The organism is Mycetocola spongiae (genome assembly GCF_020424085.1).
Taxonomy (GTDB): Bacteria; Actinomycetota; Actinomycetes; order Actinomycetales; family Microbacteriaceae; genus Mycetocola; species Mycetocola spongiae.
Window position 1 is genome coordinate 2,923,058 of sequence record NZ_CP080203.1, and the last position, 25,941, is coordinate 2,948,998.

Annotated in this window: 25 protein-coding genes and 1 tRNA gene; 21 read left to right on the forward strand and 5 right to left on the reverse strand. The window is 66.2% G+C overall.

The features are described from left to right. Positions 1–118: 118 nt before the first annotated feature. From metG to KXZ72_RS13505, 13 genes are all read left to right on the forward strand, one after another. Positions 119–1,699, forward strand: coding sequence for a methionine--tRNA ligase (gene metG / locus KXZ72_RS13445; protein WP_226081441.1), 1,581 nt, complete (start codon positions 119–121; stop codon positions 1,697–1,699). A 76-nt stretch (positions 1,700–1,775) separates the two neighbouring features. Next, positions 1,776–2,705 (forward strand): TatD family hydrolase, encoded by a 930-nt coding sequence (locus KXZ72_RS13450; RefSeq protein ID WP_226081442.1) that lies wholly within the window; start codon positions 1,776–1,778, stop codon positions 2,703–2,705. Positions 2,706–2,894: 189 nt separating this feature from the next. Beyond that, complete coding sequence (rsmA, locus tag KXZ72_RS13455; RefSeq protein ID WP_226081443.1) at positions 2,895–3,743, forward strand: 16S rRNA (adenine(1518)-N(6)/adenine(1519)-N(6))-dimethyltransferase RsmA; 849 nt, start codon at positions 2,895–2,897, stop codon at positions 3,741–3,743. Positions 3,744–3,772: 29 nt separating this feature from the next. Next, complete coding sequence (locus tag KXZ72_RS13460; RefSeq protein ID WP_226081444.1) at positions 3,773–4,708, forward strand: 4-(cytidine 5'-diphospho)-2-C-methyl-D-erythritol kinase; 936 nt, start codon at positions 3,773–3,775, stop codon at positions 4,706–4,708. Positions 4,709–4,750: 42 nt separating this feature from the next. Continuing rightward, positions 4,751–6,544, forward strand: a complete 1,794-nt coding sequence (locus tag KXZ72_RS13465) for an ABC-F family ATP-binding cassette domain-containing protein (protein WP_226081445.1) — start codon at positions 4,751–4,753, stop codon at positions 6,542–6,544. Between the two features lie 257 nt (positions 6,545–6,801). Next, entirely contained in the window at positions 6,802–7,704 is a 903-nt protein-coding gene (locus KXZ72_RS13470; RefSeq protein ID WP_226081446.1) for a MetQ/NlpA family ABC transporter substrate-binding protein, read from the forward strand. A gap of 96 nt (positions 7,705–7,800) precedes the next feature. Continuing rightward, entirely contained in the window at positions 7,801–8,832 is a 1,032-nt protein-coding gene (locus tag KXZ72_RS13475) for a methionine ABC transporter ATP-binding protein (protein WP_226081447.1), read from the forward strand. Then, positions 8,829–9,479, forward strand: a complete 651-nt coding sequence (locus tag KXZ72_RS13480) for a methionine ABC transporter permease (RefSeq protein WP_226081448.1) — start codon at positions 8,829–8,831, stop codon at positions 9,477–9,479. Before KXZ72_RS13475 ends, KXZ72_RS13480 begins: the two co-directional genes overlap by 4 nt. Positions 9,480–9,698: 219 nt before the next feature. Beyond that, on the forward strand, positions 9,699–9,971 hold the full coding sequence (locus KXZ72_RS13485) for a WXG100 family type VII secretion target (protein WP_264159391.1): 273 nt from the start codon (positions 9,699–9,701) through the stop codon (positions 9,969–9,971). Beyond that, a complete protein-coding gene (locus KXZ72_RS13490; protein ID WP_226081450.1) occupies positions 9,971–10,258 on the forward strand; it encodes a WXG100 family type VII secretion target in 288 nt (95 codons plus the stop codon). Before KXZ72_RS13485 ends, KXZ72_RS13490 begins: the two co-directional genes overlap by 1 nt. Then, positions 10,258–12,426 (forward strand): TNT domain-containing protein, encoded by a 2,169-nt coding sequence (locus KXZ72_RS13495; RefSeq protein WP_226081451.1) that lies wholly within the window; start codon positions 10,258–10,260, stop codon positions 12,424–12,426. Before KXZ72_RS13490 ends, KXZ72_RS13495 begins: the two co-directional genes overlap by 1 nt. Further along, positions 12,423–13,115: a hypothetical protein gene (locus tag KXZ72_RS13500; RefSeq protein ID WP_226081452.1), complete on the forward strand. Its 693-nt coding sequence runs from the start codon at positions 12,423–12,425 to the stop codon at positions 13,113–13,115. Before KXZ72_RS13495 ends, KXZ72_RS13500 begins: the two co-directional genes overlap by 4 nt. 13 nt (positions 13,116–13,128) lie before the next feature. Beyond that, positions 13,129–13,812 (forward strand): hypothetical protein, encoded by a 684-nt coding sequence (locus tag KXZ72_RS13505; protein WP_226081453.1) that lies wholly within the window; start codon positions 13,129–13,131, stop codon positions 13,810–13,812. 61 nt (positions 13,813–13,873) lie between these two features. On the opposite strand, the gene KXZ72_RS13510 is transcribed toward KXZ72_RS13505, so the two are convergent. Next, positions 13,874–14,416: a MarR family winged helix-turn-helix transcriptional regulator gene (locus tag KXZ72_RS13510; protein WP_226081454.1), complete on the reverse strand. Its 543-nt coding sequence runs from the start codon at positions 14,414–14,416 to the stop codon at positions 13,874–13,876. A gap of 168 nt (positions 14,417–14,584) precedes the next feature. Here KXZ72_RS13510 and KXZ72_RS13515 point away from each other — a divergent pair. The 3 genes from KXZ72_RS13515 to KXZ72_RS13525 all read left to right on the forward strand — a co-directional run bounded on the left by KXZ72_RS13515 (position 14,585) and on the right by KXZ72_RS13525 (position 17,176). Next, a tRNA-Gln gene (locus KXZ72_RS13515) sits at positions 14,585–14,656 on the forward strand. An 86-nt stretch (positions 14,657–14,742) separates the two neighbouring features. Next, positions 14,743–16,146: a bifunctional UDP-N-acetylglucosamine diphosphorylase/glucosamine-1-phosphate N-acetyltransferase GlmU gene (gene glmU, locus KXZ72_RS13520; RefSeq protein ID WP_264159505.1), complete on the forward strand. Its 1,404-nt coding sequence runs from the start codon at positions 14,743–14,745 to the stop codon at positions 16,144–16,146. Positions 16,147–16,198: 52 nt separating this feature from the next. Next, positions 16,199–17,176 carry a ribose-phosphate diphosphokinase gene (locus KXZ72_RS13525; protein ID WP_226081456.1) on the forward strand — a complete coding sequence of 326 codons (978 nt, stop codon included), beginning with the start codon at positions 16,199–16,201 and terminating at the stop codon, positions 17,174–17,176. 46 nt (positions 17,177–17,222) lie between these two features. Here KXZ72_RS13525 and KXZ72_RS13530 read toward each other — a convergent pair whose 3' ends face one another. Next, positions 17,223–17,867 (reverse strand): metal ABC transporter ATP-binding protein, encoded by a 645-nt coding sequence (locus KXZ72_RS13530; protein ID WP_226081457.1) that lies wholly within the window; start codon positions 17,865–17,867, stop codon positions 17,223–17,225. A 27-nt stretch (positions 17,868–17,894) separates the two neighbouring features. Between KXZ72_RS13530 and aztB the strand changes: the two genes are divergently transcribed. The 4 genes from aztB to aztD are packed head-to-tail and all read left to right on the forward strand — an operon-like array spanning position 17,895 to position 22,053. Further along, on the forward strand, positions 17,895–18,770 hold the full coding sequence (gene aztB, locus KXZ72_RS13535; RefSeq protein ID WP_226081458.1) for a zinc ABC transporter permease AztB: 876 nt from the start codon (positions 17,895–17,897) through the stop codon (positions 18,768–18,770). Positions 18,771–18,779: 9 nt separating this feature from the next. Continuing rightward, positions 18,780–19,916, forward strand: coding sequence for a hypothetical protein (locus tag KXZ72_RS13540; RefSeq protein ID WP_226081459.1), 1,137 nt, complete (start codon positions 18,780–18,782; stop codon positions 19,914–19,916). Further along, entirely contained in the window at positions 19,913–20,827 is a 915-nt protein-coding gene (locus KXZ72_RS13545; protein ID WP_226081460.1) for a metal ABC transporter substrate-binding protein, read from the forward strand. The genes KXZ72_RS13540 and KXZ72_RS13545 overlap by 4 nt, the downstream gene beginning before the upstream one ends. Before the next feature lie 32 nt (positions 20,828–20,859). Then, complete coding sequence (gene aztD / locus KXZ72_RS13550) at positions 20,860–22,053, forward strand: zinc metallochaperone AztD (protein WP_226081461.1); 1,194 nt, start codon at positions 20,860–20,862, stop codon at positions 22,051–22,053. On the opposite strand, the gene KXZ72_RS13555 is transcribed toward aztD, so the two are convergent. The 3 genes from KXZ72_RS13555 to KXZ72_RS13565 all read right to left on the reverse strand — a co-directional run bounded on the left by KXZ72_RS13555 (position 22,050) and on the right by KXZ72_RS13565 (position 25,172). After that, positions 22,050–22,988 carry a saccharopine dehydrogenase family protein gene (locus KXZ72_RS13555; RefSeq protein WP_226081462.1) on the reverse strand — a complete coding sequence of 313 codons (939 nt, stop codon included), beginning with the start codon at positions 22,986–22,988 and terminating at the stop codon, positions 22,050–22,052. The genes aztD and KXZ72_RS13555 overlap by 4 nt on opposite strands. Beyond that, positions 22,985–23,224, reverse strand: a complete 240-nt coding sequence (locus KXZ72_RS13560; RefSeq protein ID WP_226081463.1) for a hypothetical protein — start codon at positions 23,222–23,224, stop codon at positions 22,985–22,987. Before KXZ72_RS13560 ends, KXZ72_RS13555 begins: the two co-directional genes overlap by 4 nt. Positions 23,225–23,693: 469 nt before the next feature. After that, positions 23,694–25,172 (reverse strand): hypothetical protein, encoded by a 1,479-nt coding sequence (locus KXZ72_RS13565; protein ID WP_226081464.1) that lies wholly within the window; start codon positions 25,170–25,172, stop codon positions 23,694–23,696. A 146-nt stretch (positions 25,173–25,318) separates the two neighbouring features. Between KXZ72_RS13565 and KXZ72_RS13570 the strand changes: the two genes are divergently transcribed. Then, the gene (locus tag KXZ72_RS13570; RefSeq protein ID WP_226081465.1) at positions 25,319–25,927 is read left to right on the forward strand and encodes a TetR/AcrR family transcriptional regulator; all 609 of its coding nucleotides are present in this window, start codon (positions 25,319–25,321) and stop codon (positions 25,925–25,927) included. Positions 25,928–25,941 lie beyond the last annotated feature (14 nt).

A 25,941-nucleotide genomic window follows, 5' to 3' on the forward strand; every position in this document is an offset into this window, starting at 1 on the left:
TCCGGCCCGGGCGCATATCCGCGCGGCGGACGCCCCCATCAGGATCAAAAAGACTCGTTTTCCGGCTCGGGCCGTAACCGAGCAAACGCGCCGCCCGAAACGGCCTAGGATTGTCTCTATGTCGTCCGGTAAGTCTTTTTATGTCACCACGCCCATCTTCTATGTAAACGATGCCCCGCATATCGGGCATGCGTATACCGAGGTGGCCGCGGACATGTTGGCGCGCTGGCACCGCCAGGCGGGCGATGACACCTGGTCGCTCACCGGAACCGATGAGCACGGCGAGAAGATCCTGCGCACCGCCACCGCAAACGGCACCACGCCCCAGCAGTGGGCGGATAGGCTCGTGGAGGAATCCTGGAAGCCGCTGCTGAAGACCATCGATATCTCCAACGATGACTTCATCCGCACCACCGATCCCCGCCACGAGAAGAACGTGCAGGTATTCCTGCAGAAGCTCTACGATGACGGCTATATCTACTCGGGTGAGTACGAGGCCCTCTACTGTGTGGGCTGCGAGGAGTTTAAGCCGCAGAGCGAGATCGTTGACGGCACCGGTGCCTTCATCGGACAGAAGGTATGTGCGATCCACTCCAAGCCCCTCGAACTGCTCCAGGAGAAGAATTATTTCTTCCGGATGAGCGATTTTGGCGAGCGCCTGCTGGCCCTCTACGAGGAGAACCCCGAGTTTGTGCAGCCCGAATCGGCGCGCAATGAGGTTATGCAGTTTGTGCGCCAGGGCCTGAGCGACCTGTCCATCTCGCGCTCAAGCTTCGACTGGGGCGTGAAGGTGCCCTGGGACGATAGCCACGTGGTTTATGTGTGGTTTGACGCACTGCTCAACTACATCACCGCGATCGGCTACGGCCAGGACAACGCCGAGTTTGAGCGCCACTGGCCCGCCACCCACCTGGTGGGCAAGGATATTCTGCGCTTCCATGCCGTGATCTGGCCCGCGATGCTGCTCGCCGCGGATCTGCCCGTGCCGCACCGCGTATTTGGCCACGGCTGGCTGCTTGTGGGTGGCGAAAAGATGAGCAAGTCCAAGCTCACCGGTATCGCCCCGAACGAGATCACCGATACGTTTGGCTCGGATGCGTTCCGCTATTACTTCATGCGCGCGATCCACTTCGGCCAGGACGGCTCGTTCAGCTGGGAGGACCTCGCGGCCCGCTATCAGGCCGAGCTGGCAAACGGTTTTGGCAACCTCGCCTCGCGCGTGATCGCGATGATCAACCGCTATTACGAGGGTGTGCTGCCCGCGCCGGGTGCCTATACCGAGGCCGATCTGCACGTGCAGGAGACCCTGGCCGCCGCCGCGCGCGATGCCGATGCGGCGATCGAGGCCATCCAGATGCACGATGCCCTCGCGGCCATCTGGACCGTCGTGGACGAACTGAACGGCTATATCACCGTGCAGGAGCCCTGGGTTTTGGCCAAGGACGATGCCACGCGCGAGCGCCTGGGCACCGTGCTCTATACCGCCGCCGAGGGCCTGCGCGCCCTCGCCGTGCTGCTGTCCCCGGCGATCCCCAAGGCCACCACCAAGCTCTGGAGCGCGCTCGGCGTGGAGGACACCCTGGGTGCACTCACCGCGCAGCCCCTGCGCGAGGCCGGCACCTGGGGTCAGCTCCCCGTGGGTACCACGGTGGGCACGCTCGAGGCGCTGTTCCCGCGCGTGGAGTCCACCGAGTCCTAGTCCGCGCGTGGCATCCTTTCCCGGTATTCGCGGGGAAAGGATGCCCCGGCGCGCGGAAGCGAGTACCGTCGAGAGTATGAACGAAGCACATCTGCGCACGCGCGGGGGCTCGGACCGCAAGGAACTGAGCTATCCGCCGCTTCCGCAACCGCTCACCTCCGGCGTTTACGATAATCACACGCATCTGGAGATCGCCGATGGCGAGTCCAGCCTCGACTATCGCGAGCACCTCGACCGCGCCTCAAGCGTGGGCGTGAAGGGCGTGGTGCAGGTGGGCACCGATCTGGTCACCGCGCAGTGGAGCGCGCGCGTGGCCGCGATTGAACCGCGCGTGCTGGCCGCCGTGGCGCTGCACCCCAATGAGGCCCCCGCGCTGGAGGAGGCCGGGCTGCTCGATGAGCACCTCGCGGGCATTCGTGCCCTGGCCGCCGAGCCGCGCGTGCGCGCGATTGGCGAGACCGGCCTGGATTTTTTCCGCACCGGGCAGGAGGGGCGCGCCGCGCAGTTCCGCTCGTTTGAGGCGCATATCGGCATCGCCAAGGAACACGATCTTGCCCTCCAGATCCACGACCGCGATGCCCACGCTGAGGTTGTCGAGACCCTGCTGCGCGTGGGCGCCCCCGAACGCACCGTATTCCACTGCTTCTCGGGGGACGTGGACCTCGCGCAGATCTGCGTGGACAATGGCTGGTATATGTCGATGTCCGGCACCGCCACGTTTAAAAACGCCGATAACCTGCGCCGCGTCCTGGACCTCGTGCCGCGCTCGCTGCTGCTGATCGAAACCGATGCGCCCTATCTCACGCCGGTTCCCTATCGCGGCCGCCCCAATGCGCCCTATCTGATCCCGCATACTCTGCGCGCGATCGCCGATCACCTCGCGGTGGACCCCGGGATGCTTGCCACCCAGCTGTGCTCCAATACCGAATACGTCTACGGCCGCTGGGACGATACCCCGCTCGCGTCCCAGACCGGACCCTACGAAATCCCCGACGCCCGGGCCTAACCAGACACGAGATCCCCGGCCCCGGGCCTAGACATACACGAAATCCCCGACGCCCGGGCCTAGCCAGACACGAGATGCCCGGCCCCCGGGCCTCGGCACAGAATTCCGGAAGCCTGCCGCGGCTGATAACCTCAACTGTCCCGCGCGGCCCGATCCCTCCCGCATCAGAGAACCTAAGAAAAGTACCCCATGAATCTTCTCGGCCCCGCCGAAATCCGTGACCTTGCCGACCTGCTTGGCGTTCAGCCCACCAAAAAACTGGGCCAGAACTTTGTGGTGGACGGCAATACCGTGCGCAAGATCGTGAAGGCTGCGCATGTGGAAGCCGGCGACGATGTGATCGAGATTGGCCCGGGCCTGGGATCGCTCACGCTGGGCCTGCTGGAGGCCGGCGCGCGCGTGGTCGCGGTGGAAATCGATGCCCGCCTGGCCGCGCAGCTGCCGCGCACCGTGGCCGAGATGGCCCCGGAGTCCGAGCTGATCGTGGTGCACGAGGATGCCCTGAAGGTCACCGAGCTGCCGATCGCCCCCACCCGCCTCGTGGCGAACCTCCCCTATAACATTTCGGTGCCGGTGCTGCTGCACCTGCTGGAGCACTTCGACTCGCTCGCGGCCGGCGTGGTCATGGTGCAGGCCGAGGTGGGACACCGCCTCGCGGCACGCCCCGGTTCGAAGATTTACGGCAGCCCCAGCGTGAAGGCCGAGTGGTACGGGGCCTGGCGCATCGCCGGCACCGTGAGCCGCCAGGTATTTTGGCCGGTCCCCAATGTGGACTCCGTGCTTGTGGGCTTTGATCGCCGCGGCGAGCCGATCGGCACCCTCGCCGAGCGTCAGGCCACCTTTGCGCTGGTGGATGCAGCGTTTGGGCAGCGCCGGAAGATGCTGCGGCAGTCCCTCGGCCAGCTCCTCGGGGGCACCGAGGCCGCAAGCGCCACCCTGGAGGCCGCGGGAATTGCGCCCACTTCGCGGGGCGAATCGCTCACGGTTCATGATTTTCTCGCGGTGGCCCGCGTGCAGATCGCCGCGGCGGGTAAATAAGCGCAGTTATCCTGCACTAGGTTGGAACTATGAGTGCAGAGCAGTCTTCACAGGTGGTCGCCGCCCGTGCACCGGGCAAGGTCAACCTGTTTCTGTCGGTCGGGGCCGTCATGGAGGACGGGTATCACGACGTCGCCACGGCCTATCAGGCGGTATCGCTGTACGAGGACGTACACGCCTATCCCGCGGATGATTTTTCGGTGAGCTTCAGCGGCCGGATTAATACCTCCACGGTCCCCACGGACGGCTCCAACCTGGCCATTAAAGCCGCGCGCCTACTGGCCCGCAAAACCGGTTATCGTGGCGGCGTCCGCCTCGAAATCGAAAAAAACGTGCCCGTGGCCGGCGGCATGGGCGGGGGCTCGGCCGATGCGGCCGCCACGCTCCTGGCCTGTGATGCGCTGTGGGGCACCGGGCTGACCCGCGAGGACCTGGTGCGCCTGGCCGCGAAGCTCGGCGCGGATGTGCCCTTTGCCCTGGTCGGGGGCACCGCCCTGGGATCGGGTCGCGGCGACCGGCTGAGCCCGGCACTGACCACCGGAAACTTCACCTGGGTCTTTGCGCTGGCCGAGCAGGGCCTGTCCACCCCCGCCGTTTATCGCCGGCTTGATGAGCACCGCGAGAAGCATGCGCTGGATATCTCCCCGGCCAGCACCGTCCCGCAGGTGGACCCCAACGTCTTGCAGGCGATCCGCGCGGGTGATGCCGCGATGCTCGCCGATTCCATGCATAACGACATGCAGGTGGCGGCGTTGCAGATGCAGCCCGGCCTGAGCTCCGTGATCGAGCTGGGGGAGCGCAGCGGCGCCCTCGCCGGGATCGTGTCCGGCTCGGGACCCACCGTGGCCTTCCTCGCCTCGGATGTGGATTCGGCGCTTGAGATTCAGGTATCGCTGAGCGCCAACGGCATCCGCACGGTGCGCGCGCAGGGCCCGGTCTCGGGTGCCCGCCTCATCACCGAATAGCCCCTGGTGGGTGCCGCGCCCGCACGCCACTAAGCTGGGGGTGTGGCACATCTTCTCGGAGCGGAACAGCTCCACCTAGAATTTCCGACCCGCGTGATCTTTGAGAACATCACTGTGGGGATTAATGAGGGCGACCGGATCGGCATCGTCGGTAAAAACGGCGATGGTAAGTCGACCCTCCTCTCGCTGCTTGATGGACGGCTGGAACCCGACTCGGGGCGCGTGACGCGCCGCCGCGGCGTGACCATCGGCTTCCTCGATCAGCGCGATATTCTCGACTCCGATCTCACCGTGGCCGAGGCCATCGTGGGCGATACCGAGGAACACGTCTGGGCGGGCGATGCCCGCGTGCGCGATGTAATCGGTGGCCTGCTCTCGGATCTGCCCTGGACCGAGAAGGTGGGTAATCTCTCGGGAGGCCAGCGCCGCCGCGTGGCCCTCGCCGCGCTCCTCGTGGGCGATTGGGACGTTATCTTCCTGGATGAGCCCACCAACCACCTCGACGTGGAGGGCATCGCCTGGCTGGCCGGTCACCTCAAGAAGCGCTGGGCGGCCAATTCCGGCGGCCTGCTGGTGGTGACCCACGACCGGTGGTTCCTCGATGAGGTCTCTACCGATACCTGGGAGGTGCACGACGGCATCATCGAACCCTTCGAGGGTGGTTATGCCGCGTATATCCTGCAGCGCGTCGAGCGCGACCGGATGGCCTCCACGATGGAGGCGAAGCGCCAGAACCTGATGAAAAAGGAGCTGGCGTGGCTGCGCCGCGGTGCCCCCGCGCGCACCGCGAAGCCCAAGTTCCGGATCGAGGCCGCCAACGCCCTGATCGAGGATGTTCCGCCGCCGCGTAATACCGTGGCGATGAGCCAGATGGCCTCCTCGCGCCTCGGCAAGGACGTCGTGGATCTGCTTGATGTCACCGTAAAATACGGCGAAAAAACCATTCTCGATAATATTGAGTGGCGTATCGCGCCGGGTGAGCGCACCGGAATTCTCGGCGTGAACGGCGCCGGCAAGTCCACCCTCCTGGGCCTGGTCACGGGGGACGTGGAACCCACCGAGGGCCGCGTGAAGCGCGGCCAGACCGTGAAGATCGCCTCGCTCACCCAGCAGCTCTCCGAGCTGGAGGAGATCGCCAACGATCGTGTATCCGATGTGATCGGCCGCTATCGCACCAGCTATGCCACGGGCGATAAGGAGATGACCCCCGGTCAGCTCCTTGAGCAGATGGGCTTCACTTCGCCCCAGCTGCAGACCCCGGTGAAGGATCTTTCGGGTGGCCAGCGTCGCCGCCTGCAGCTGCTGCTGATCCTCCTGGACGAGCCGAACGTGCTGATCCTCGATGAGCCCACCAACGACCTGGACACCGATATGCTCGCGGCCATGGAGGACCTCCTGGACTCCTGGCCCGGGACGCTCCTGGTGGTCTCGCATGACCGCTATCTGCTGGAGCGCGTGACCGATCAGCAGTTTGCCGTGATGAACGGTAAGTTCCGGCACCTGCCCGGTGGGGTAGACCAGTATCTGGAGCTGCGCGCGGCCACCCCCGCGAGCGCCCAGCGCCCGGATGAGCTGGTGGCCGGCGGCGCGAAGGCGGCCTCGACCGGCCTGACCGGCGGCGACCTGCATAAGGCAAAGAAGGAACTCGCGGCGATCACGCGCAAGATCGCGAGCCGCGAAAAGGAGATCGCCACGCTGCATGCCAGCCTGGCAACCCACGATCAGTCCGATTACACCGGGCTGGGCGAGATCAGCGCCCGCATCGCCAAGCTGCGGGACGAGATCGACGAGCAGGAGCTCGCCTGGCTCGACGTATCCGCGCGCATCGAGGGCTAGGCATTACCGCATAACTAAATGGGTCGTTCCCCGCGGGGAACGACCCATTTTGTCTGTGCCGGCCGCGGCCTACCCAAATTAATCGGTGACGTTTTGATTACGGCCGGGGCCCGTTCCCGCGGAATTCCGCGGCGCAACCGGAGGGGAGCGGCGGGCATATCTCGGTTTGTTACGGATCGGTTTTTTCGGCACGCCGGTGCCCCGCCTAGGTTGGAAATAACGAGCGGGACAGTCCCAACCGAGAAAGGATGACTGAGATGTCTGTTAAGCGTAAAATTGCCGGAGTTATTGCCGGTATGACCCTCATCGGTCTCCTGGCCGGTTGCTCGGCTAGCGCCGATAAGACCACCCCCGCGGATGGCACGGATAAGCCGATCAAGATTGGTGTGGTCAACGAGAGCGAAGCCTATTGGAAGGACTACGTTGAGGCCGCGAAGAAGGAGGGCATCAACGTCGAGATCGTTGGTTTCGCCGAGTACCCCCTCCCCAACCCGGCCCTGCAGGCCGGAGATATCGACCTCAACCAGTTCCAGCACATCATCTACCTCGCGCAGCACGATGCCGCGACCGGAGACGACCTGGTTCCCGTGGGTTCCACCGCAATCTTCCCGCTGAGCCTGTACTCGAATAAGTACAAGACCCCCGAGGAGATCCCCGCGGATTCGAAGATCGCCATCCCGAATGACGAGTCCAACCAGGCCCGCGCACTCCTCGTGCTGCAGTCCGCCGGACTCGTGAAGCTCAAGGATGGTGGCTCGACCATCTCGACCCCCGAGGACGTCCTGCCGGAGTCCAAGGTGGAGGTCACCGCCGTGGACGGCGCACTCGCCCCCACGCTGCTGGATGACCCGGCCGTGGCCGGAGCCGTCATCAATAACGACTGGGCCACCAAGGCCGGTATCGATATTCAGTCGGCCATCGCCAAGGACAGCGCCGAGGACCCCAAGTCCCAGGCCTATGTCAATATCTTCGCCGCCCGCGGTGCCGATAAGGACAACCCCACCTTCAAGAAGCTGGTGGAGATCTACCAGAACGACCAGAAGGTCCTCGACGGCGTACAGAAGACCAATAACAACACCGCCGTCTTCGCGAAGATCCCCGCCGCGGATCTGCAGAAGACCCTTGAGGACCAGATCAAGCTGATCAAGGACAATAAGTAACACTGAGAATCACCGGAAGCGTGAACGTCCGGTAGTCTCTTTCGGGTCGGCCGCAGCTCTGCGGCCGGCCCGATGCCGATTGTGCAAGGAGTAATAGTGGCCCTCGTGAGCCTGGTCGATGTGACCAAACGATACCCCTCGGCGACCGAAAAACGGCAGACCGTGGCCGCGGTGGACGGCGTCAGCCTCGATATCGAGGCCGGCGAAATCTACGGCATCATCGGTTATTCCGGAGCCGGTAAGTCCACGCTGGTGCGCCTGATTAACGCGCTGGAGCCGGTGACCTCGGGCAGCATCCACGTGGATGGCGCCGATGTTACCCGGATGCGCGAATCGGAGCTGCGCACCCTGCGCCTGGGCGTGGGCATGATTTTCCAGCAGTTTAATCTTTTTGGCTCCAAGACCGTGCGCGGCAATATCGAGTATCCGCTGCGGGTCGCCGGGATGCCCGCGGCCCAGCGTCGCGCCCGGGTCGCGGAGCTCCTAGAATTTGTGGGGCTCACCGAGAAGTCCGGAAGCTATCCCGATCAGCTCTCGGGCGGGCAAAAGCAGCGCGTGGGTATCGCCCGGGCACTCGCGAGCTCGCCGCGCATCCTGCTGGCCGATGAGGCCACGAGTGCGCTTGACCCCGAGACCACCCACGAGGTCCTGGCCCTGCTGAAGCGGGTGAACCGGGAGCTGGGCATCACCATCATCGTGATCACCCACGAGATGGAGGTGATCCAGCAGATCGCCACCCGCGTGGCCGTCATGGAAAACGGGAAGGTCGTGGAGGACGGCGACGTCTTCGAGATTTTCTCCGAGCCGCGGCATCACGCCACGCGCCGCTTTGTATCCACCGTGGTGCGTTCGGTCCCCGCGGGCGAGGAGCTCGCGGCACTGCGCGCGCGGCACCCCGGCCGAATCGTCACGGTGTCCTTTGTGGAGGGGGCACAGAGCCAGGCCGATGTTTTTGCGGTGCTCGGCTCCGCGGGTATCGGCTTTGAGCTGATCTACGGCGGAATGAATGATGTTCAGGGCCGCACCTTTGGCCACCTCACGCTGGCGCTGACCGGGGAGGCCCCCGCGATAGACGCGGCGCTGGAATCTGTGGCCCGCATTGCCGATGTTGTGGAGGCACAAGCATGAACCCGCTGTTCGAAAAGCTGCTGAGCGCCACCGGCGAGACGCTGTATCTGGTCTCCGCGAGCCTCATCGTGGGTGGTGCGGCGGGCCTGCTGATCGGGCTCACGATGTATCTCACGCGCTCGGGCAACCTCTTTGCCAATCGCGCGGTGTTTGGCATCCTTAACGTGATCGTGAATATTTTCCGTCCGATCCCGTTCATTATTCTGTTGGCGGCCCTGCAACCGCTCACCCGTGCGGTGGTGGGCACCGGTATCGGCAATAACGCGATGATCTTCACGATCTCGATTGCCGCGACGTTTGGGATCTCCCGGATCGTGGAGCAGAACCTGCTCACGGTCTCGCCCGGCGTGATCGAGGCCGCCCGCTCGGTGGGTGCCTCGCGGCTGCGCACCGTCTTTACCGTGCTGCTGCCCGAGGCCCTGGGCCCGCTGATTCTCGGCTATACGTTTGTGGTGGTGGTGATCGTGGACATGTCGGCCCTCGCCGGTTATGTCGGCGGCGGTGGACTCGGAAACTATGCGATCACGTATGGCTTCCGGCAGTTCAACCCGGCGGTCACCTGGTCCGCTGTATTTGTGGTGGTGGTGATCGTGCAGATCGTGCAGTTCGCCGGCAATGCGCTGGCGCGCAAGCTCATGCGCCGCTGACGCTCCCGCACGTCGGAACGCCCGGATATCCCTCGAGGATATCCGGGCGTTTGGCATTCCGGGCGGAAAAATCTTCCGGGCTTTAAGCCCATACTCGGTTGGCGTTGTTATGTTGCCCCCAATCCCCGGTCCGGGGGTGAGTATAAAGGGGGAAAAATGGCAACGTTCTCCGTGTCTTCCGCCGCGATTTCCCACGCGGGAGACTCGATGAAATCGATCATGAGTCAATTTGAGGCCGGGGTGGATACCGCCACCGGCATGGTCCACGGCGTGAACGCCGGGGGCTGGACGGGCACCGCCGCCGATGAGTTCATCGCGGGCTGGCAGGAGTGGCTGGACGGCGCCTCGCGGGTGCACGATACCCTGCACCACCTCGCGGTGCTGCTGGGCAACGCCGCGATCCTCTATACCGATACCGAGCGGCACGTCACCCGCACCGCGGAGCAATCCTCGGTGCCGTCGCCGGGCGCACCGGGTGGGGCGGCCCGCTGATGCGCGGCTATCGGGTGGAGGCCACGCAGCTGGAGGGGCTCCTGACCACGCTCTCCGGGTTTGAGGAGTTCCAACACGAGATCCTCGGTCGCGTGCGGGCCACCGCGGAGGGGCTGGGTGCCGATTGGTCGGGGCCCGCGCAGGCGGCGTTCCTGGACCTCTACGAGCGCTGGCAGGTGGGGGCCCGGGAGATGACCGAGGCCTCGGCCCGGATGAGCGCCGCCGCGGCGATCGGCATCGATAATTATGCGGCGGTGGCCGCGGCCAATCGGGGGGTGTGGTCCTGATGTCCTATTCGGTCATCGATATTCATCCCGAGTCCTACCTGGATGCGGCGGAGCTCTGCGGGCGGCTGCGTGACGACGCCGCGGAGGCCACCGAGCGCTGGCTCGCGGAGTTGCGCGAGTGCGCCGGCATGGCCGGGTCCTGTGACGCCGCGGTGGCCTTCGCCGCGGATTATGATGCCGCGGCGGCGCAGATTATGGAGGGTCTGGATACCCTCGAGGCTGCGCTGGACCAGCTCCGGTACGGGCTGGAGCTCACGGCGCGCAATCACGTCTGGGGCGAGTGGTCCTCGCGCCTGCAACCGGGAAGCGCGCCCGAGATCGCGGTGACCCCCGCGGCGCCGCGGCGCTGTCGTGCCGCCCCGGCGTCGGCCGCGGGGGAGCCCAACTCCGCTCTGCCCGATGTTCCCGAGTGGGTGGCGGATTTTCTATTGGCCCTGTGGCCCGATGGCGATACCGATGCGCTGGCCCGCGCCGAGGGTGCCTGGCGGGAGCTGGCCGAGGACATGACCGGGCTGCGGGGCAGGGCCCGCGGGATCCTTGACCACCTGGCGCGCGTCGTCTCCCCGGAGATTCCGCAGATCGAGGAGCGGGTAGATACCCTCCTCGACGGTCTGAGTTCCCTCCGGGAGGGTGCCGGGGAGACCGCCGCGGCGCTCCACGATTTTTCGGCGGGCCCCGAGGGCATCCAGCAGACCCGGGCCGATACCCTGAGCGAGGTGAACGTGCTCCTGGTGGAGCTGGACATCTCGATCGGGTTTGCCGCGGTCACCAGCTTCTTCACGCTGGGGGCCTCGGCGGTGGTGGAGGGGGCGGCGATCACCGGCCGGGTGGCGCTTTCCGCGGGCCGCATCGCGGGCTTTGTGGCCAATCTTGGGATCCGGGCGCAGGCCTCGGCCGCGCGGATCGCCGCGGTGGTGGGGCGGCTCACGCTCACCGGCCGGCGGTTTGAGGCCGTGACCACCCGCGCGGTGCTCTTTAGCGGGCGAAGTGCGGCCACCGTGGTGGGCGGCACCGCCAGTTCGGTCACGGCCGAGTGGATTGTGCGCGGCGAGGACTTCGATCTGGAGTCCTCTGTCGTGAACGGCCTGGCCGGCAGCGCGATCGGCGGGGCGCTTGGGCACGTTATGGGTTCCCGCTTTTGGAGCGCACGGGCTGCCCGGGGCCCATCGGGCACCGGGATGCGGCCGCAGCTGGGCTCCTATTCGCTCCGGCCCGAAAACGCGGGGGTGCTTCCGGGCATTGGCCGGGAGTATTACCATCGCCGCCTGCTGAGCCCCTCCGGTGCCCCCATACTCTCGGTGGGTGTGCGGCCCACCGGGCAGGGCCTGCTCTCGCGAGCCCCCGAGCGCATCGTGCGCATCGGCGAGGGAGGCATTTATGCGGAGGCGCGGCGGCTCGCGATCGACGCCGATTCCTATGGTTTTCACGAGCTGAAGCATGTGGCGCCGCCCTCGGAACTGGACTGGAAGCGGATTGATGAGCACGTCCTGGACCTGGTTGAGGACCGCGCACATCCCTATGGTTTTGATGCCGACCTGCATGCGCTCTCGGCCGCGGAGTATCAGCGGAAATACCTGCTGCACCAGATCGATGATCGCACGGGGCTGCACTGGTCGCGTTTCCCGAGCGCGGGTGGCTCGATTGCGGGAAACGATCGGGTTTATGCCCGCGGCTGGGAGGAGTTCCACGAGCATAATCCCGGCTTCACCGTGGACCGCATTGGCCCAAAAACCGGAAAATATTTTGGCATCGTGATCGACGGGGTGCCGTTTAGCTTCGAGGCGCGCGCAATGGATATTCACGCGCTGATGGACGCCCCCTATAGCCGCGGGTTTCTGGTGCCCCGGCTCCCGGAACCCGCCGGGGACTGGATCATTCATACCTCGCGCGCGGCCCCCGCGATGGGGCAGCCGGGCGGCGCCGGGCAGCTCCGGATCCTGGCGCCCCGCGCGGGGCACGAGATCAGCGATCCCGGGCTGCGCCATACGCTGGAGCGGCTGGAGCGCAACGCCGGTATCGGGGCGAGGCGGCGGGCGGATCTCCTGGAGGACTATCCGCTAGATGATCTTTATGCGGAGGTGTCACAGGTCGGGGCGACAAAACGTCAGGTGCTTGTGATCAAGAAAACGTATTGGCCCGAGGTGGGGCCGGAGGGTGCGGGGCGATGAGTCGCGTGGTGGAGTTTGCGGGGTTATTGGAGCGGGTGGCGGTGCCGTTGCGGGTGGCGTGTGTGCTGGTGGAGGAGGGGCGCGATATTTCCGCGCCGCCGGGGATGGGGTTGCAGGCGGGGGTGACGTATCGGTATTGGCAGCCGTCGGTGGCAGGCAGCGTTTATGAGGTGGAGGGGGAGTTGCAGTATTGGTTGACCGATGAGCGTTATCCGGTGCAGGAGAGGGTTTTTTCCGGTGGGAGTGTGGAGGATATGGTGCGGGTGAGCCTGTTGATGCTTTATGGTGAGGCGCGACGCAGCATGGGGATGACGGGGCTAGACCTGGTGGTGCCTCCGACGCCGGTTGTTGCGGTGCGGGCCGAGAACTCGTTGCCTCCGGAGCCCGTGGCGGCGGGATTTATGATTCATCAGGAACGGCTGGAATCCGCGCGGCTCACCGAAGTGGCCACGGGGAAAATGTGGAGCTCGGATCAGCCCTATCTGCTGACCGATTTTTCGGTGGTATATCGGTATCCGTTGGAGGAGTTGGCGGCGCTTTTGGTTTCGTCGGATGGGGGTGCGTTGGCGGGGCCGGGGTCGGGCTGGTGGGATCCTTCGCAGCGGGGCTGGAATGATGATCGTTCTCGTCCGTATGATGCGGCGTATAACGCGGGGTTATTGGCGTGGCATCCGGAGATTTGGCGGTAGAGGGGGCCTGCTGGTGAGTCGGGTGGTGGAGTTTGCGGGGTTATTGGAGCGGGTGGCGGTGCCGTTGCGGGTGGCGTGTGTGCTGGTGGAGGAGGGGCGCGATATTTCCGCGCCGCCGGGGATGGGGTTGCAGGCGGGTGTGACGTATCGGTATATCCGGCCGTCGGTGGCGGGCAGTGTTTATGAGGTGGAGGGGGAGTTGCAGTATTGGTTGACCGATGAGCGTTATCCGGTGCAGGAGCGGCTCTTATATGGGGGGAGTGTGGAGGATATGGTGCGGGTGAGCCTGTTGATGCTTTATGACGAGGCGCGACGCAGCATGGGGATGACGGAATTGAATTTGCCGACCTCGGTTGATCCCGCACCGGATTTTGACTCGGTGCCCTGGGAGCACACGGTTGAGGGATTTGTGATTACGGATGGCTCATTAGAGTCCTGGGAGCTTGTCCAGGAGGCCACCGGCATAACGTGGCAGTCGCCGAACCCGATTTTCTTAAGCCGGTTTTCGATGCTTTATCGGTATTCATTGGAGGAGTTGGCGGCGCTTTTGGTTTCGGCGGATGGGGGTGCGTTGGCGGGGCCGGGGTCGGGGTATTTGGATCCCGAGGAGGGGGGCTGGAACGATGACGGGTCGCAGCCGTTTGATGCGGTGTATAACGCGGGGTTATTGGCGTGGCATCCGGAGATTTGGCGGTAGAGGGCCCCACCGATCCGCGCCCGGAACCCACCCGCGGCATGCCGGGGACACGGCCAACCGCCTAGGGGGCCGGCGTCTCCGCGGGCGCTCCGGCATCCGCGCCGCCGGACTCGGGGGCGTCCAGGCTCAGGCGGCGCAGCAGCGCCGAGAGCGCGGCCTGGTCCTCCTCCGAGATCGCGGAGAGCAGCACGGCCTCGGCCTCGAGCAGTGCGGCAATCGCCGAGTCCACCGCGGCCAGGCCCGCCCCGGTCATGACCACCAGGATGCCGCGGCCGTCATTGGGATCGGTCTCGCGCCGGACCAGCCCGCGCGAATAGAGCCGGTCGATGCGATTGGTCATCGTGCCGCTGGATACCAGCGTCTGGGTGAGGAGCCGCTTGGGGCTCAGCGTATAGGGGGCACCCGCGCGCCGCAGCGAGGCCAGGACATCAAACTCCCAGGCCTCCAGCCCGGAATCCGCAAATGCCGAGCGGCGGGCGCGATCCAGGTGGCGGCTCAGTCGATCCACGCGGGAGAGAACGCGCAGCGGGGCAAAATCCAGATCCGGGCGCTCGCGTTCCCACGACTCTACGATCAGATCGACTTCATCGGTTTGTGCGGGCATTCTCCTATTATCTCGACTTCGAGAGAGTTTTGCGTCAGCCCCGCTCAGATTATTGCCCCGAGCCACCCGGAATGGCGTGATTTGCCGGGGAATGACCGCCGTGGCGTTCACGGGCACCCCGGGAATCTGGCAGACTGGAACGGTACACGTCCGCGGTGGCGGGCGTGATCCGCCTTAGTGTAACGGCAGCACGGCAGCCTTTGGAGCTGTCCGGTCCAGGTTCGAATCCTGGAGGCGGAGCGATCAAATTCATCCTTAAGGAAGGGACCCGAGTGAGCGATCAGCGCCTCGCCGTGATTATTCTTGCCGCCGGACAGGGCACGCGCATGAAGTCCCGCACCCCCAAACTCCTGCATCCCCTGGGCGGTCGCCCCGTGGTGGGGCACGTCATGGAGGCGGCGCGTGGCCTCGGCGCCGAGCATATCCTCGCCGTGGTCCGCCACGAGCGTGACGCCGTATCCGCCGTGGTCCTCGACGCCCTGCCCGGGGCCATCATCGTGGATCAGGACGATATCCCCGGCACCGGTCGCGCCGTGGAGCAGGCCGTGGCCGCACTGCCCGCCGATTTTGACGGCGATGTGCTGGTGCTCAACGGAGACGTTCCGCTGCTCACCGCCGAGACCCTCGCGGATCTGGTGGCCCGCCACCGCGCCTCGCATGCCGCCGCCACCATCCTCTCGGCCCTCCTCGACGATGCCACCGGTTATGGCCGCATCATCCGTCAGGACGGCGGAAACCTCGACTATATCGTGGAGCATAAGGACGCCTCCGCCGCGGAACTCGCTGTCAACGAGATCAACGCCGGCATCTATCTTTTTGGTCTCGCCGCCCTGCGCACGCAGCTGGCCGCACTCACCACCGAAAACGCCCAGGGCGAGAAGTACATCACCGATGTGTTGGGCCTGCTGCGCGAGGCCGGATCCGCCGTGGCCGCCCTCGCGGTGAGCGATGCCCACGAGGTTGAGGGCATTAACGACCGCGTGCAGCTCTCCGCGGCCGCCGCGCGCCTCAACGCCCAGACCATCGAGCGCTGGCAGCGCGCCGGCGTCACCGTGCAGGACCCCGCCACCACCTGGATCGACGTGCAGGCCACGTTTGAGCCCGATGTCACCCTGAAGCCCGGCACCCAGATCCTCGGCCCGAGCACCGTGGCCCGCGATGCCATCATCGGCCCGGATACCACGCTCTTCGCCGTGGAGGTGGGCGAGGGAGCCGAGATTAAGCGCTCCGAGGCCAGCCACTCCGTGATCGGGGCGGGCGCCACCGTGGGCCCGTTCAGCTATCTGCGCCCGGGCACCATCCTCGGCGAGGACGGCAAGATCGGCGGCTTTGTGGAAACCAAAAACGCGCAGATCGGCACCGGCAGCAAGGTACCGCACCTGTCCTATGTGGGTGACGCCGTGATCGGCGAGAATACCAATATCGGTGCCGGCACCATCTTCGCCAATTATGACGGCGAAAAAAAGCACGCCTCGACCGTGGGTTCGCACGTCCGAATCGGGTCGCACAGCGTGCTGGTGGCACCGGTTACAATTGGAGACGGTGCGTTCTCCGGCGCCGGCACGGTTGTCCGCAAGGACGTACCCGCCGGCTCGCTGGCCATCAACGTGGCCCCTCAGCGCAATCTTGAGGGATGGACCCAGTCCAAGCGCCCCACGAGCTCCTCGGCAGACGCCGCCCGCGCGGCCGACGAGGAATCCTCAAAAAACACAGAAACCTCCCCGAACTAAAAACTGAATATACATGTGCAACGTCAACCCAGGTTGGCAGGAAGCAGGAGTGGTGTCCGGCATTAAGAAGAACGGCGAAAAGCGACTGGTTTTGGTCGCGGGGCGTTCGCACCCCGAACTCGCGGAGGCGATTGCCCGGGAACTCGGTTCCGAGCTGGTCCCCACCGATGCGCGAACCTTCGCCAACGGCGAGATCTACGCGCGCTATGACGAGAGCGTGCGCGGCTGCGATGCGTTTGTGATTCAGTCCCATGCGGCGCCCATCAACGAGTGGCTCATGGAGCAGCTCATCATGGTGGACGCGCTCAAGCGGGCCTCGGCCAAGCGCATCACGGTGGTGGCCCCGTTCTACCCCTATGCGCGCCAGGATAAGAAGGGCCGCGGACGCGAGCCCATCTCGGCCCGCCTCGTGGCCGACCTCTTCAAAACCGCCGGTGCCAACCGCATCATGTCGGTGGATCTGCATGCCTCGCAGATTCAGGGCTTCTTCGACGGCCCCGTGGACCACCTGTTTGCGATGCCGGTGCTCCTGGAGCACTTCCGCGCGCAGCTGGACCCCGATACCCTCACCATTGTGTCGCCCGATATGGGTCGCGTGCGCGTGGCCGATATCTGGAGCGATCAGCTGGGTGCGCCGCTCGCGATCATCCATAAGCGTCGCGACCCGCTGGTACCCAACCAGGTCAGCGTGCACGAGATTGTCGGAAACGTGGCCGGCCGCGTCTGCCTGATCGTGGACGATATGATCGACACCGGTGGCACCATCGTGAAGGCCGCCCAGGCCCTCAAGGATAACGGCGCCACCCGCGTGATCGTGGCGGCCACCCACGCCGTCTTCTCCGATCCCGCAAGCGAGATCCTGCAGTCCGATTGTGTGGACGAGGTTGTGGTCACCGATACCCTGCCGATCCCCGCGGAAAAGCGCTTCCCGACCCTCACGATCCTGCCGATCGCCCCGCTGATCGGGCGCGCGATCCACGAGGTCTTTGAGGACGGTTCCGTGACCTCCATGTTTGACGGCGCGGCCTAACCACCGCCCCAAAAGCCGCCCGCCCCGCGAGGGGACGGGCGGCTTTTTAGTTCCCGGGCTCCAGGTGAACCCGGGTGGTGGCGCGGGCCGCGGCCTCGGGATCATGGGTCGCGATTATCACCGTGCGACCCCCGGCGGCCGCCTCGGCCAGGACCTCCGCGATCAGCTCCCGGCTCCCCGCGTCCAGGTGCGCATCGGGCTCATCCAGGATCAGCACCGGCGTATCCTGTACCAGGCCCTGCGCGAGTAGCGCACGCTGGCGCTGGCCGCCCGAGAGTTCGGCCAGCGGGGAGCGCGCATGGGCGTCGAGGCCCAGGCGGTGGATCCAGAGCGCGGCCCGCTCGCGGCGCGCCGCCGGGACACGCCCGCGCAGGCCCCGATTTCGCCAGGTTCCCATGGCCACGGTCTCCGCCAGGGTGAGGGGGAGTTCCGTGCCGCCCGCGCCGCCCTGGGGGATAAAGGCGACCCCGCCGCGCGGCAGCAGAATGTCTCCGCGTTGCGGGCGGAGGATTCCGGTGAGCAGCCCGATCAGGGTGGATTTTCCGGAGCCGTTTGCGCCCGTGATCGCCGTGATTGTGGAGCCCGGAAACGTGACCGAGAGGTCCTCAAAGACCACCCGATCCCGGTAGGAAAAATGGACGGCGTTGATGACCACGGACATAAATACCCCTTTGTTGGTAATGAAAATCATTCTCATTAATAGTATAGGGTGGCTTTTATGTTCGACTGGATCACCGACCCCGCCGCCTCCCCGCTGCTGCAACGCGCCCTGCTTGCGGGCGTCTGCGTGGCGATTATCTGCGCCCTCGTGGGCGTCTGGGTGGTGCTGCGCGGACTCGCCTTTTTTGGCGATGCGATGTCACACGGGATGCTTCCCGGCGTGGCCATCGCCGCGCTCCTCGGCGGCAACCCGATGCTCGGCGCGGCCCTCGCGGTGGCGGTCATGGCCCTCGGGGTGAGCACAATCGACCGCCTCACCCGGCTGCGCTCCGATACCGCAATCGGCGTGCTCTTTGCGGGCATGCTCGCCGCCGGGGTCATCATCGTTTCGCGCTCGGATAATTTTGCCGTGGACCTCACCGGCTTTCTCTTTGGCGATGTGCTGGCCGTGCGCGCGGGGGACCTGCCTCCGCTGCTGATGGCGCTGGGGCTGGTGCTGATCGTGATCCTCGGCGGGCACCGGGCATTCCTCGCGCTGAGCTTCGACCCGCGGGTAGCGCATACCCTGGGGCTGCGCCCGGGCCTCGCCCAGGCCGTGCTGATCTCCCTCGTGGCCGTGGCCAATATCGTGTCCTTTCACCTCGTGGGCACCCTGCTGGTGTTTGGGCTGCTGATCGCCCCCGCCGCCACCGCACTGCTGGTATGTCGGCGCATCCCGCAGGCAATGCTGCTGGCAAGTGCCCTCGGGATCGCCGCGGTGATCGGCGGGCTGCTGCTGTCCTGGCATGCCCGCACGGCCGCGGGCGCAAGCATCACCGCAGTGGCCGTACTCCTCTTCCTCGTGGTGCTGCTGGGGCGCCGGCTGCGCGGCTCCTCCCGCGTCCGCAACCGCTCCGTGCACCACGCCCTGATCACCACCCCCGTTTCCCCCTGAAAGGCCCCCATGTATTTCCCCACCCCGAGACGCCTCGCCGCCGCGGGCCTCATCGCGCTGCTGCCCGTGCTGGCGGCCTGCGCCGCCCCCGTTCCCGAACCCGAGCCCGCGGTGCCCCACGGGCATATCGACGGGGCCAGCGAATTATCCGAACCGCGGGCCCGCCTGATCCTGATCGATCCGGCCGGGCGGGTGGCCCTGCTGGATCTGAGCGGCGGCGACGTGGAAAACCTGCCCGGCGGCGATGCCCCGCGCGGCTTCTCCGCCGATGAGCGCTTTGCGTATCTGGACACGGAGGCGGGCCTGCGCGTGATCGACGGCGGCTCCTGGACCGCGGACCACGGCGATCACTCGCACTATTACACCGCCCCGGCCCGGGCGATCACGATCCCCGGCACCGCCCCCGGCCCGCTGAGCATCGCCGCAGCGGAGGGCGCCGCCCACGTGATCCTGCGCGCCGCCGGGCGGACGCAGGTTCTGGACCGCGAGGCCCTGGGCGGCCCCGAGGCCCCCGGTCCGCGGGCTCTGGAGGATGATGCCATTGCGCCCCTCGGCGCGGGCACCGTGCATATTTCCGCGGGGACCGTGAGCCTGCGCGGCCTGGCGGGGGAGATTACCCAGACCTGCACCGATCCCGGCGCCACCGCCTCCACCCGGCGCGGCCTCGTGATCGACTGCGCCGAGGGCGCCCTGATTCTGCGGGACCGCTCGGGCACCGTGAGCGCACAACAGGTGCCCGCGATCGCGGGGGAGCGGGTGACAACGCTAGAGCACCGCCCGCGCGGCACCGTCCTGGCCGGGCCGATCCCCGGCGGGATCCGGGTGCTGGACCTGGAAAACTCCGTGTGGCGCGAGATCCGGCAGGACGGGGTGCGTGCCGTGGCCGTGCCCGATGCCGAGACCGTGCTGACCCTGGATGATGTCGGTATCCTGCGCTCCCATAGCGCCGCGGGCGGGGAGCCGCAGGTGCAGCGGCAGCTGGAAATCCTGGGTACCCCGAGCCTCGTGGCCGATGGCGAGCGCGCCTATGTGGCGGATTCGGGCTCCCCGCGAATCCTCGAGATCGACTTCCGCGATGGGCTGCGCACAGCCCGGGAACTCCCGGTGGGGCTCTCCGCGATCCACGTCGCCCAGGTGGGACTGTGACCCGGCTCTGGGGCGGCCTCCTGGCGCTCGCCCTGGCCCTCCCGCTCGCCGCCTGCGCGACCCCGCAGCGCAGCGCGGAGATTGTGGTCACCACCAATATCCTGGGCGATGTGGTGCGCGAACTTATCGGCGATGCCCTCCCGGTGCGGGTCCTGATGCCCGCCGGGGCCGACCCACACTCCTTCGGAATCAGCGCACACGAGGCCGATCTATTACAGGGCGCCACCCTGGTGATCGCCAATGGGCTGGGCCTGGAGGAGGGGGTGCTGCGCCATGTGGACGCGGCGGAGGACTCGGGCGTGGACGTCCTGCGGGTGGCCGAGCTGCTGGACCCGATCCCGGTGGGGGAGGAGGGGGAACCCGATCCGCACTTCTGGACCGATCCCTACCGCATGCTGAGCGCCCTGGACGCGATCGAGGAGGCCGTGCGTGCCCACGTGCCCGATCTGGACCCGGCCCCCGCCGGGGCCTATCGGGAGCGCGTGAGTGCCCTCGCCGAATCCGCGCGCGAGCGCTTCGCCGCGATCCCCGCCGAGAACCGCCGGCTGGTGACCAATCACCACGTATTTGGATATCTCGCGGAGCGCTATCGGATCACCGTGGTGGGGGCGGTCATCCCCGGCGGCTCCACCCTGGCAGCGCCGAGCGCCCGCGACCTGGAGTCCCTGGCCGGCGCGATCACCGCCTCCGGGGTGCACACCATCTTTGTGGACTCCTCGCAGCCCGATCGCCTCGCCCGCGTGCTCGCCGATCGCGCGGGAATAGACGTGCAGATCCGCTCGCTTGCCACCGAGTCGCTCACCGCGCCCGGAGGCGGTGCGGCGAGCTATCTCGAGATGATGAGCGGCAATATCGACGCCCTGGCACAGAGTTTTGATCCCCCCGACCGCGTCCCGGACACCGTTCGCTGAGTCCCGCGGTCCCCAGAAAAGAAAGAAATAACATGACCATAAACCCCTCCTTTTTGACGGGTGCGCTGCTCCTCACGCTCGGAGCCGTGGCGCTCACGGGCTGTGCCGCGGGGGCCCCGGCCCCCGCGACCGGAGATGCCCATGCCGGGCATGACGATAACCCCGTGAATCCCCTCGTGGCCACCTATGACGGCGGCGTCCTGGTGTTGGATGGCGAGAGCTTCGCGGTGCGCTCCGATATCACCCTCGACGGCTTTAACCGGATCAACCCGGCGGGCGATAGCGACCATGTGTTGGTGTCCACCGCGAGCGGATTCCGGCTGCTGGATGCCGCCCACGGGGAACTCTCCGGCCTGGAATTTGCCGCCGAAAAACCCGGCCATGCCGTGGTGCACGGGGGTAAAACCGCGCTCTTTGCCGATGGCAGCGGCGAGATCACCCTCTTTAACCCCGAGGACCTCACCTCCTCGGCCCTGCCGCGCACCGAGGTGCTCAGGACCGAGGCCGCCCATCACGGCGTGGCCGTGGCCCTGGAAAACGGCGAGCTGATGCATACGATCGGAACCGAGGAGGCCCGCAGCGGAATCCTGGTGCTGGACTCCGAGCGCCGCGAAATCACCCGTAATGAGCAGTGCCCCGGCGTGCACGGCGAGTCCGCCGCTCGCGGGGACGCCCTGGTGGTGGGATGCACCGATGGTGTGCTGGTTTATGCCGGCGGCGAGATCCGCAAGGTTTCGGCCCCGGATGCATATGGCCGCAGCGGAAACTCCGCGGGAAGTCACGACTCCGCCATCGTGCTGGCCGATTATAAGACCGATGAGGACGCCGAGCTTGAGCGCCCCGAGCGGTTTGTGCTGGTGGATACCGAGGCAGCGGCGATGCGCGTGGTGGATCTGCCCGCGGGCGTGAGCTATTCCTTCCGATCGCTGGGCCGCGGCCCGCAGGGCGAGGCCCTGATCCTCGGCACCGATGGTGCGCTGCATGTTTTTGACGCCACGTCCGGCGCGAGCCTGGCCACCGTGCCCGTCACGCGGGAGTGGACCGAGCCCACCAAATGGCAGGATCCGCGCCCCACGCTTTTTGTGCGCGGCTCCACCGCCTATATCAGCGAGCCCGGTCAGAAGAAGCTGCATACCGTGGACCTCAACACGGCGAGCGTGACCGGTTCGGCCACGCTCCCCCATGCGATTAATGAGCTCACCGGGGTTGCCGGTCACGCCCACTAATCGCGCACGGTAATCCCCGGGATTGCCGCGAGCTCGGCCGGGCCGAGCAGATCCGGGCCGTACCAGATGCGGCCCGGATCCGAGGCGTTCAGCGCCGCCTCGGTGGCCCGCGCGGCCACGAGTGCGGTGGCGAGCGACTGCCGGGAGCCGCGCGCCTCGATCACCGTGCCCGAGCGCCCGTGGGCTGCGATCCACCAGTCCTCGGAGCCGGGGAGCGCGATGCGCTTCAGGAGCGGGGCGATGATCGGCGCCCGGGCCCCGATGCGCAGCGCGGCATTGGCCAGGCGGCTCTCGGTGGCAAAATACGTGCGCACGGGCACGCCCAGGCGCGGCGAGAGGAGCAGCGGATCGGCAAAATCCACGCGGGTCAGGGTGCGCCAGCGCGTGCCATCGCGGAAGCGTCGCGGCCGGGTATAGGCGAGAATTTTTTCGCCGGTCTCCGGATCGGTCAGGCGCTGGCCGAGCGCGCCGAAGGTCCAGTCCAGGGCCGCGGGCCCGTGTTTTTCCCCCGAGCCCAGCAGGATCGCGGTATCGATCGGGCCCGGATCGCGGCGCACTACGGCCGCGGCCAGGATTCCGGTGATCCCGGGGGCTATGCCCACGCCCAGGACCGCGCCACCCGGCGCGATCCCGGGCCGGGCCAGGGCGGCAAGATACTCGCCCGTGGCGGAGATATCCACCCAGAGGGCGTGCGGGGCGCGGGCGGGGAGGGTGGGGTCCTCGAGCCCGGACGCGTTGATCACGGCGTCCCAGCCCGCGGCGGCCGCGCCGAGGGAATCCGGATCGGCGCGGATATCGAGCCGGTAGCTGCCCGCCGCGGGGTCCGGGTGCAGCGAGCGACCGGCGCTGCCCACGCGGTGCCCGCGCGAGCGCAGGTCGGCGAGAATCTCGCTGCCCACCGCGCCGCCGCCGCCCAGAACCAGGATCGCGCTCATGCGCGTGTTCCGCGGCGCAGGATCGCCACGCGCAGCGAGAGCAGGGCGGGGACCACCAGATAAACGGCGAGCGGCACAACCACGAGGGTCAGCGCAAGCGTGCCCAGCGGCAGGGGCCAGCCCGCGGTGAGCGGGGCGAGGGCCCAGGTGCCGAGGGTCACGAGCGGAAAGATCGCGAGCCAGGTGAGGGCGGCACGGGTATGGATGCCGGGTGCCCGGGGGGAGGCGTGATGCATGAATAATCTCCAACTGTTTGGTTGCAGATTAACGATAGGGGGATTTCCCGAAATCTGCAACTAAACGTTTGGAGTTTGGGTGGGGCGTAGGCTGCTCGCGATTGGTCGTTTCGGCCCGCGATCCGGTAGAGAACGCACGGCGCCGTCGCGCAATCATCCCGGTGGGACCGCAGGCAGGGGAGCTGGTCATGCGCCATTCGCCGGGTGTCCGGCGGATCACGGCTCCCGGGGCAACCGCCAATTTTTCCGGCCTCGTCGTTCCGCGATGATCGCGGGAGGGAGAGCGAAAAAGTGCTGCCGGGCGAGGCCTAAGCGACTGGGCTTCGGTGGACATCCCTGCCCGGAGGTGGCGACATGCGCCGGGGCTCGGGGAACTCAGCCGCGTCCGTCCCCGTCAGATTCTCCACCGTGTGACTGCAGGTCGGCCCACTCGGCCGGCCGATTGTCCCGCAGTCACACGACGTGGATGCTAGTGAAAGCTGAACGCGAAGGACACGATAAAGCACAGCGCGGCCAACGCGATAAGAACGGCACGCCAGTATCGGAATCGGCCGAAGAAGGCGGCCATCACGACGAGCATGATGGGGAACAGGGACAGCCCGTAACGGCTGGGGAGGACAAAGTAGTATCCCTCGGCGATATAGGTTGCCAATGCAAGTGCGGGTCCGCCGATAAATGTCGTGACCAGGAAAGCGAGGCTGATCTGCTTCAGGAGCGGAAAGCCCGACAGTGTGGTGCTACCGAGGATGGCGGCGATCAAAATCCAGCCCAGTGAAAGCGAGACGATAATTCCCGAGGCGCCAAACGGTTCGGCTCCCGTTGCGCCTTCGGTCAGGCTGCCGAAGAACTTAAACGCTTCGCGAATGAGCTGGGTGATTCCCAGGGGAGTGGCGGTACCCTGGTCGGGGTCTTCGGCGCCCTCCGGATACGGGCGAATGATCATCCAGAGAGCCTGCGAGAACAGGGCGACCAGAGGAATGCCGAAGCCGATGAAAAGCTGTCGTCGACCGGCGCGCGGGGGCTGCACCTGCGCGGTATTAGTTGTGCCTGCGCCGTGTCGAGGTGCCTCGTCAACCGCGACGGAGTTGCCGTTTCTTGCCCGGGACGCGGGGAGTGCAACTACGGAACCAAACGCCGTGAGGTTATCGTTTCCGGCGCTCGGCACGGTTTCCAGAATCCGCCCGGCCCGTTGTGCGCGTTGCAGATACTTCGAATAGAAAAAGTCGCCAAGAAGTACCAGTGTGACAAGGGCAACAATCATCAGGTTTTGGAACTTAGCGAGCACTGCAAGCCCGCTCACCAACATGATTATCCAGCCGTGTCTCCGGGTCTGCAGGTAGCGAATCAAGAGATATCCGAGCAGTGCGCCGAAGAACATCGCCACCGCATCGGTGCTGATATACGTGGTCGACCACCAGGCCGGGAGGGACGCAATAAGAAAGAAGGGGACGGCCGTGGAAAAAAGCCACTTCTGTCCGAGTCTCCGCAGGGAGGCAAAGATGAGGATTGCGCTGGCGGCGAGCCATACCGCTCCCGTGAGCCGCCCGGCCGTGACGAGGTCTACCCCAAGCAGCGTCTGAATTGGTGCCGCGATAATACGCGAGGTTACAAAATAAATGGGGGTGTAGATATCTGCCGAGTTGATCCCCATATAGGGAAATCGGGAATCCTCGGAATAGTCACCAAGATCACATTTTTCGGGAGCCCAGGGACCGGCGGGAGCGACTCCCACGCAGGCGAGATAATTGCGGGCAAAATCGCCGGTCTTTTCGCCATGGGCTACGCCGAGCTGTGAGGCAGATTTCTCAAAATAATCGATATATACGTATTCGTCGATCGGGGAGATCTGTACGTGTGCCGCGACGTGATGGCCAACAAAAATCCCACTGGCCACCACCAAAATAAGCGGTGCAACCAATATCTTGATAATCCGGCGAAGCGAATCCATGAACTAATGACTCCAGGAAAGTTGTGGGCCCGCGATTGCGGTAAAAGATGACATCAACATCCTAACCGGTGATATTTGTTGTCGATGCTCTATCTGTTCGTGAGCATGATAATCCTGTCTGTCGGATCGAGCCATACACTGGGGTTATGGCCTGGGACACTCAACGCACACGCACGCTCCTGCTTGATGCCGCCACCACGCTTTTTGCGCGGGCCGGCCTTGCGGGCACCCGCATCGACGCGATTGCGCGCGAGGCCGGGGTGAATAAGGAGCGCATCTACTCGTATTTTGGCAATAAGGAGGGGCTCTTTGAGGCCGTGCTGGAGCGCGAGCTTGAGGGGCTCCTGGAGGGGGTATCCGCCCCCGGGACCGGCGCGGAGGCGGTGGGCGCGTTTGCCGGGGCGCTCTGGGATCGCTTCAGCGCCGCCCCGCATCTGCCTCGCCTGCTGGCCTGGGAGGGGTTGGAATGGGCCGAGGCCTGCCTGGGGGGACCCGAGCGCACCGCGAGCTGCGCCGGAGTCATCGGCACGCTCGAGGGGGCCCTGCCGGGGGTGGGGGAGGAGGATGCCGCCCAGCTGCTGCTGAGCATCGTCACGCTCGCCTCGGCCTGGTGGAGCCTGCCGCAGATGGGCGGGTTTATTCTGGGGCACGCCGCGAGCGCCGATCCCGCGGTGCTCGCCGGCCGCACCGCGCGCCGCCGGGAAGCCCTGGTCGCCCAGGTCACGGCCGCCGCGCGCGGACTCGCCGGGCGCTAACGGCGCGCGGCGCG